The organism is Kitasatospora sp. NPDC089913, assembly GCF_044748625.1.
GTDB lineage: Bacteria > Actinomycetota > Actinomycetes > Streptomycetales > Streptomycetaceae > Kitasatospora.
Genome location: NZ_JBIVGI010000039.1, coordinates 64,876 through 71,528, shown reverse-complemented (window position 1 = coordinate 71,528; position 6,653 = coordinate 64,876). Strand labels below are relative to the sequence as shown.

5 protein-coding genes are annotated in these 6,653 nt (G+C 74.3%); all 5 read left to right on the top strand.

The features are described 5' to 3' along the window. Window positions 1-329: 329 nt before the first annotated feature. The 5 genes from ACIPYS_RS36625 (at window position 330) to ACIPYS_RS36605 (ending at window position 6,435) form a co-directional block, all read left to right on the top strand. Window positions 330-1,700: a sensor histidine kinase gene (locus tag ACIPYS_RS36625; RefSeq protein ID WP_400754437.1), complete on the top strand. Its 1,371-nt coding sequence runs from the start codon at window positions 330-332 to the stop codon at window positions 1,698-1,700. After that, complete coding sequence (locus ACIPYS_RS36620; protein ID WP_093860353.1) at window positions 1,652-2,317, top strand: response regulator transcription factor; 666 nt, start codon at window positions 1,652-1,654, stop codon at window positions 2,315-2,317. Before ACIPYS_RS36625 ends, ACIPYS_RS36620 begins: the two co-directional genes overlap by 49 nt. Before the next feature lie 220 nt (window positions 2,318-2,537). Next, complete coding sequence (locus tag ACIPYS_RS36615; RefSeq protein WP_400754434.1) at window positions 2,538-4,208, top strand: DUF2637 domain-containing protein; 1,671 nt, start codon at window positions 2,538-2,540, stop codon at window positions 4,206-4,208. Between the two features lie 140 nt (window positions 4,209-4,348). After that, window positions 4,349-5,641 (top strand): DUF6986 family protein, encoded by a 1,293-nt coding sequence (locus tag ACIPYS_RS36610; RefSeq protein ID WP_093860351.1) that lies wholly within the window; start codon window positions 4,349-4,351, stop codon window positions 5,639-5,641. A gap of 137 nt (window positions 5,642-5,778) precedes the next feature. Then, window positions 5,779-6,435 (top strand): YigZ family protein, encoded by a 657-nt coding sequence (locus ACIPYS_RS36605; RefSeq protein ID WP_093860350.1) that lies wholly within the window; start codon window positions 5,779-5,781, stop codon window positions 6,433-6,435. The last annotated feature ends 218 nt before the right edge of the window (window positions 6,436-6,653 follow it).

Here is a 6,653-nt window from a genome sequence, read left to right as displayed (position 1 = left end):
GTACTGCAGGGGGGACCCTGTGGGAGAGTAGGACGCCGCCGAACAATCATTGTGAAGAACCCCCGTCGGGAAACCGGCGGGGGTTCTTTGCGTTGCGCCCGAATTGCTGTGCACAGCTTTCGCCGGCTCCCGGCCGATCCGGTCCCGCGGGGGCAGGGGCCCGCGCGGGGTGGACCTAGGACCACCCCGAATTCGGGTGGGACGGCCAGTGCCGACGGCACGGCCTCCGGGGACACTGGACGAGGAGGATCGGGGCCGGCCTGCGGCGTCGGCATCAGCAATCAGGAGTTGGCGTGGCAACAGAGAGTCGGATCAGCGGAGGCGGTGCCGTGCGAGCCCAGACCGAGGCAGCACTCGCCGCAGGCGGCCGCGGGCTGGCCCGGTTGTCCCTCCTGGTGCTCGGTGCGGTGCCGGTCGTGGTGGTGCCCGTGTTCGGGTGCTTCTTCGCCGGCGCGACGGCCGCCTGGCTGCTCGACGGCTACTACCCGGCGGTGTTCGTCGCACTGATCGCCGCCGTGGGCGCGGGTCTGGCGCTGGCCGGTCTGTTCGTGCGGCCGACCGCGACCCGGACGCGCGGGCAGCTCAACCGCTGGTACGGGACCAGGCTGCAGGCGGTGTACAGCCCCAGGCCGCCGCTGGAGGAGGACGCCCGCGGTCACTGGTGGACGGGCTGGTCCTACCACCGCTCCCACAACGTCGCCCGGCTCGCGCAGATACTCCACTGGGCCGTGAGGGACGCCGTGACGCGGCGCGAGATGCTCTGGCTGGTGGTGAGCCCCCTGCTGGCGACCGCGCTGGGACTGGTGGTGCTGGGCGTCCTGGGCGGTGGTGCGGCATTCCTGGTCGTCGCGGTGCGCGGCGACGGGCCGGTGGGTTCGCGCGGTGCCGCGACCGTGTTCCTCTCGGCCCTGCTCGGGCTCGGGATGCTCGCTCTGGGCACGCTGCTGGCCCCGTACGCGGTACGCGGGTACGCGGAGGTGGCCCGCCGGGTGCTGGACAAGGAGGGTCGGACCTCGCACGCCCAGCTGACCCGGCGGGTTGCGGAGCTGACCGAGACCCGGGCCGACGCGGTCGGCACCCAGGCGGCCGAGCTGCGACGGATCGAGCGGGACCTGCACGACGGCGCCCAGGCGCGGCTGGTCGCGATCGGGATGACGCTGGGCACGATCGAGCACCTGATGGAGACCGATCCGGCGGCGGCGCGCGAGCTGCTGTCCGAGGCCCGGCAGTCCTCGGCGCGGGCGCTCCAGGAGCTGCGCGACCTGGTCCGGGGCATCCACCCGCCGGTGCTGGCGGAGCGCGGGCTGGGTGACGCGGTCCGCGCGCTCGCGCTGGACTGCGCGCTGCCGACCGAGGTGTACGTGAGCCTGCCGGACCGGCCGCCGGCGCCGGTGGAGGCCACGGCGTACTTCAGCATCTGCGAGCTGCTGGCCAACGCGGCCAAGCACTCGGGCGCGGAGCAGGTGTGGGTGGACATCCTGTACCGGGCCGGCCGGCTGCGGGTCACGGTGACGGACGACGGGATGGGGGTCGCGGATCCCACCAGGGGGACCGGGCTTCGGGGGATCGAGCGGCGATTGGGTACCTTCGACGGTGTCCTCGCCATCGACAGTACGTCGGGCGGTCCGACCACCATCACCCTGGAGCTGCCGTGCGAGTTGTCCTCGCCGAGGACCTTTACCTCCTTCGAGAAGGTCTGATCCGACTGCTGGAGGCGCACGGTTTCACGATCGCCGCAGCGGTCGAGACCGGTCCGGAGCTGCAGGAGGCTCTGCTGACGCACCGTCCGGACGTCGCGGTGGTCGACGTCCGGCTGCCGCCGACCCTGACCGACGAGGGGCTCCAGGCGGCGCTCAGGGCCCGTCGGGAGATTCCCGGCCTGCCGGTGCTGGTGCTGTCCCAGCACGTCCAGCAGCTCTACGCGCGGGAGTTGCTGGCGGACGGCACGGGCGGGATCGGGTACCTGCTGAAGGACCGGGTCTTCAACGCCGACCAGTTCATCGACGCGGTCCGCCGGGTGGCGGCCGGCGGTACGGCGATGGACCCGGACGTCATCGCCAAGCTGATGCAGAGCACCTCGCGTCGTTCGGGGCCGTTGCAGCGGCTGTCGCCGCGCGAACGGGAGGTGCTGGAGCTGATGGCGGAGGGATGTTCGAACTCGGCGATCGCCGCCCGGCTGTCGGTGAGCGACGGCGCGGTGGCCAAGCACATCGCCAACATCTTCACCAAGCTCGAACTCGCCCCGGCCGAGGACGCGAACCGCCGGGTCATGGCGGTGCTGGCCTACCTCAACGGCACGGCGGCGCAGCCGTCCTGACCGGACGCCCGTTCCCCGGCTCCGCGGGGCGGGGAGCCGGGGAACGGCGGTGGCCGGTCGCGGTGACGGCGCGGGCTGCGGGAACGCTGGGACAGGTGTACGAGTAAACTCCGGTGGGCCGAGCCCGGAGGTCGCTCAGCCGTCCGGCGCCCCGACAAGCGGGAACCGGCAGCCGAGGCAGCGAACGGCCGCAGCCGACATCCAGGGGTTGATAGACGTAATGGCACGCCCATCGCTCACCAAGGCCCACCGCAGCCTGCTCGGCCTGGTGGCCGCCGGTGCCTGCATCATCTCCGGTATCGGCTTCGCCGGCTCGTACAACGCGGTGCGGGAGCTGGCCGAGCAGAAGGGCTTCGGCGCCTTCTCCTACGCGTTCCCGATCGGCGTGGACGCGGGCATCGTGGTCCTGCTCGCGCTGGACCTGGTGCTCACCTGGCTGCGCATACCCTTCCCGGCGCTGCGGCAGACCGCCTGGCTGCTGACCGTCGCGACGATCGCCTTCAACGCGGCCGCCTCCTGGGGCGACCCGCTCGGGATGGGCATGCACGCCGTCATCCCGCTGCTGTTCGTCGTCGTGGTCGAGGCCTCCCGGCACGCGGTCGGGCGGATCGCGGCGATCACCGCGGACCGGCACATGGAGTCGGTCCGGATGATGCGCTGGCTGCTTTCGCCGGTGCCGACCTTCCGGCTCTGGCGGCGGATGAAGCTCTGGGAGCTGCGCTCCTACGACGAGGTCGTACGGCTGGAGCAGAACCGGCTGGTCTACCGGGCCCAGCTGCGGTTCCGCTACGGCCGCGGCTGGCGCCGGTCGGCGCCGATCCAGGCGCTGCTGCCGCTCAAGCTGGCCAAGTACGGGGTGCCGCTGGACCCGTCGGTGTTCGACCGGATGGACGAGGACGCCCGGGTGGCCCGGGAGGAGAAGGAGGCCCGCGAGGTCGAGGCGGTGGCCAGGGCCGAGGCGGCCCTCGCCGCGCAGGAGGCCCGCGCGCTGCAGGAGAGCCGTGCGGCGGCGGCTCTGGTGCCGGCCGGGCAGTCCGCGCGGGCCGGGGTCGAGGGGCAGGATGCCGCACGGCAGCAGCAGCCGGTCCGGGTCGACCGTTCCGTCCAGGCCGTTCCGCGGGCGCAGGGCCCGGCGCAGAGCCGGCCGCAGCCGCTGCCGCAGTCCCAGGGGCCGGTCCGCCCGGAGCCGGAGGCGGAGCCGTTGGGCCAGCCCGAGCCCGCTCCCGCCGAGGTGCTCGCCAAGCTCGCCGCCGTGCGGCTGCGGGACGCCCAGGAGCCGGCCGGCGGGGCGCAGCAGGCCCCGGTGCCGCAGGAGGAGGAGCTGAACGTCTGGACCGAGCGGGCCGTGCGGACCACCGGTCACCCCAGCGACGCCGCGCCGGGCGGGCGGGTGCCCGGCCAGGTCTCGCCGTGGTTCAAGCCGCCGCGCCCGACCGACCCCGAGCAGCCGGAGGCCGCGGAGCAGCAGGCCGCCGTTGGCGGTGCCGGTGCCGGGTACGTGGCGCTTCCCTCGGCGGAGGAGGGCTTCGCCGAGCGGGGCGAGGCCGAGCAGGGCTTCGCCGAGCGGGCTCACGCGGATCAGGCTCACGCGGAGCAGGGCTACGCCGAGGCCGCGGAGCAGGCGCCGGAGTTCGTCGAGCGCGCGCAGCGCCCGATCGGTCCCGCGCCGCGCCCGGGCTCGTACCGGCTCGACCCCGAGCAGGCGTTCGAGGCGCTGGTGAGCTACATCGACACCTTCGAGCACGAGCCGGACCCGCAGCGGCTGGCCGCCTGGCTGACCAAGAAGTACGGCGTGGTCGGCAGCCGTCCCGACGGTTCGGTCCACCCCAAGGACGTCGAGGCGCTCTACCCGGAGCTGCGGGACCGCTACGCCACCTCCGGCCGGGACTGACCCGGGCCCGCGGCCGTGGCGCCCGCGGCGCCGGCCGGCCATTGACGCCCGTTCCCGGCCCGTCTACCTTCGCATCAACAAACTGTTGAAGCGCTGGCCTGGCACGGGCCCCGCGCGCATGCTTGCGTGAGGAGTGACGGATGTCGCAGGTCGAGACGGGCGCTACCGGGCCGACGGGCGGGGCGGGATTCTCCGCCGCCGCCAGGTCCGCCGTGGACGCGCTGCTGGCGCCGGTCGACGCCGAGCTGGCCCACCGCTTCCCGGGCGACCCGGGCACCCGCCAGCCGGTCCACACCGTCTACGTGCCGGCCGACGCCTTCGCCGCCGACACCGTGCGGACCTGGGGCCGGCAGGCCCTGGAGGCCTTCGACACCCACGCCGGCACCCCCGCGGAGCTCGCCCGCGCGCTCGGCGTGGCGGACGACGGGCTGCTCGCCGAGGTGCACCGCCGGGTCCGGGCCAAGCTGGAGCGCGAGCCGGTCGAGGACCTGCGGATCGACTTCGAGGACGGCTACGGCCCGAGGCCCGACGCGGAGGAGGACGCGGCGGCGGTCCGGGCCGCCGAACTGCTCGCCGCCGCGGTCGCCGACGGCAGCGCTCCGCCCTACCTCGGCATCCGGATCAAGTGCCTGGAGGCGGCCGTCCGGGACCGCGGCATCCGCACCCTGGAGCTGTTCCTCGGCACCCTGCTGGCGCACGGCGGACTGCCCGACGGGCTGGTGCTCACCCTGCCCAAGGTGACCTACGCCGAGCAGGTCACCGCACTGGCCGGGCTGCTGGCGGACTTCGAGCGCGGCGCCGGGCTGCCGGCGGGCCGGCTCCGTTTCGAGATCCAGATCGAGACCACCCAGGCGATCCTCGGCCCGGACGGCCGGGCCACCGTCGCCCGGATGATAGCGGCGGCCGAGGGGCGGGCCACCGGTCTGCACTACGGCACCTTCGACTACAGCGCTGCCTGCGGGGTCGCCGCCGCCCACCAGAGCATGGACCACCCGGCCGCCGACCACGCCAAGGCGGTGATGCAGGTCGCGGCCGCCGGGACCGGGGTGCGGCTCTCCGACGGTTCCACCAATGTGATCCCGACCGGTACCACCGCCCAGGTGCACGCGGCGTGGAAGCTCCACCACGATCTGGTCCGCCGTTCGCTCGCCCGTGCCTACTACCAGGGCTGGGACATGCACCCGGCGCACCTGCCGACCCGCTACGTCGCCGTCTACTCCTTCTACCGGGAGGGCCTGGCCCCCGCCGCCGCCCGGCTGGCCGCGTACGTGGCCAAGGCGGGCGGGGACGTCATGGACGAGCCGGCGACCGCCCGGGCGCTCAGCGGCTACCTGCTGCGCGGGCTCGACTGCGGTGCGGTCGACCTGGCCGAGGTGCAGGCGGCGACCGGTCTGGACCGGTCCCGGCTGGACGCGCTCGCGGGCCGCGGCTGAGCGCCGCCCGGCCGCCCGCCCCTCGGGGCCGGTCGGTGGGGCACGCCGTAGGCTGACGGGGCGGTCCGCGGGCGAGCTGTCGTCCCGCCCGGGCCGCACCGTCCGCCCCTCGTCGTCTCCGGGAGAACCGCCGCGCCATGCCCGCCACACCGGAGCCGACCCCCAGGCCGTACCTGACCGTCCGGAGCGCGGGCACCCACGAGATCGAGATCAAGAAGTCCCGGTTCATCTGCCACCTCGCCCGGGTCGCCGACGAGGACGAGGCCCAGGCGTTCATCGCCGGCATCCGCAAGCAGTACTGGGACGCCCGGCACAACTGCACCGCCTTCGTGGTCGGCGAGGAGCAGCGCCGCGAACGCTCCAGCGACGACGGCGAGCCGGGCGGGACGGCGGGCGTGCCGATGCTGGAGGTGCTGCGCCGGCGCGGGGTGACCGACACGGTGGCGGTGGTGACCCGCTACTTCGGTGGCATCAAGCTCGGTGCCGGCGGCCTGGTGCGCGCCTACGGGAGCGCGGTGTCGGAGGCGCTGGACGAGCTGGGGCTGCTGGAGCGGCGGCCGGTCGCGCTGCTCGCGGTGACGGTCGACCACGCCCGGGCCGGGCGGGTGGAGAACGACCTGCGGGCGGCCGGATTCACGGTCCGCGACCTGGCGTACGAGGCGTCCGGGGTGCGGATCGAGGTGGGGGTGCCGGAACCGGAGGTCGCGGCGTTCCACACCTGGCTGGCCGAGGCGACCGGCGGGACGGCGACCGGGGTGGCGGCGGGCCGGACCCACGTCGAGGTGCCGGTCTGATCGGACGGCGTCCGCGCAGCCGGTCCCGGGACGGGGCCGGGAGCCATGCAGATTCTCGCCCCGCGCGACAGCCGGCTCGAGCAGATTCACCCGAATGTAGTGACGTGGCCCGGAGTTGGAACTTCCGCTCCGGGCCATGGCGTTTCCTGGGCACAGGTCCGGCGAACCGGACCAAAGACCCATCGATGGAGGACACGGGACCCCACCGCCCCACGGAG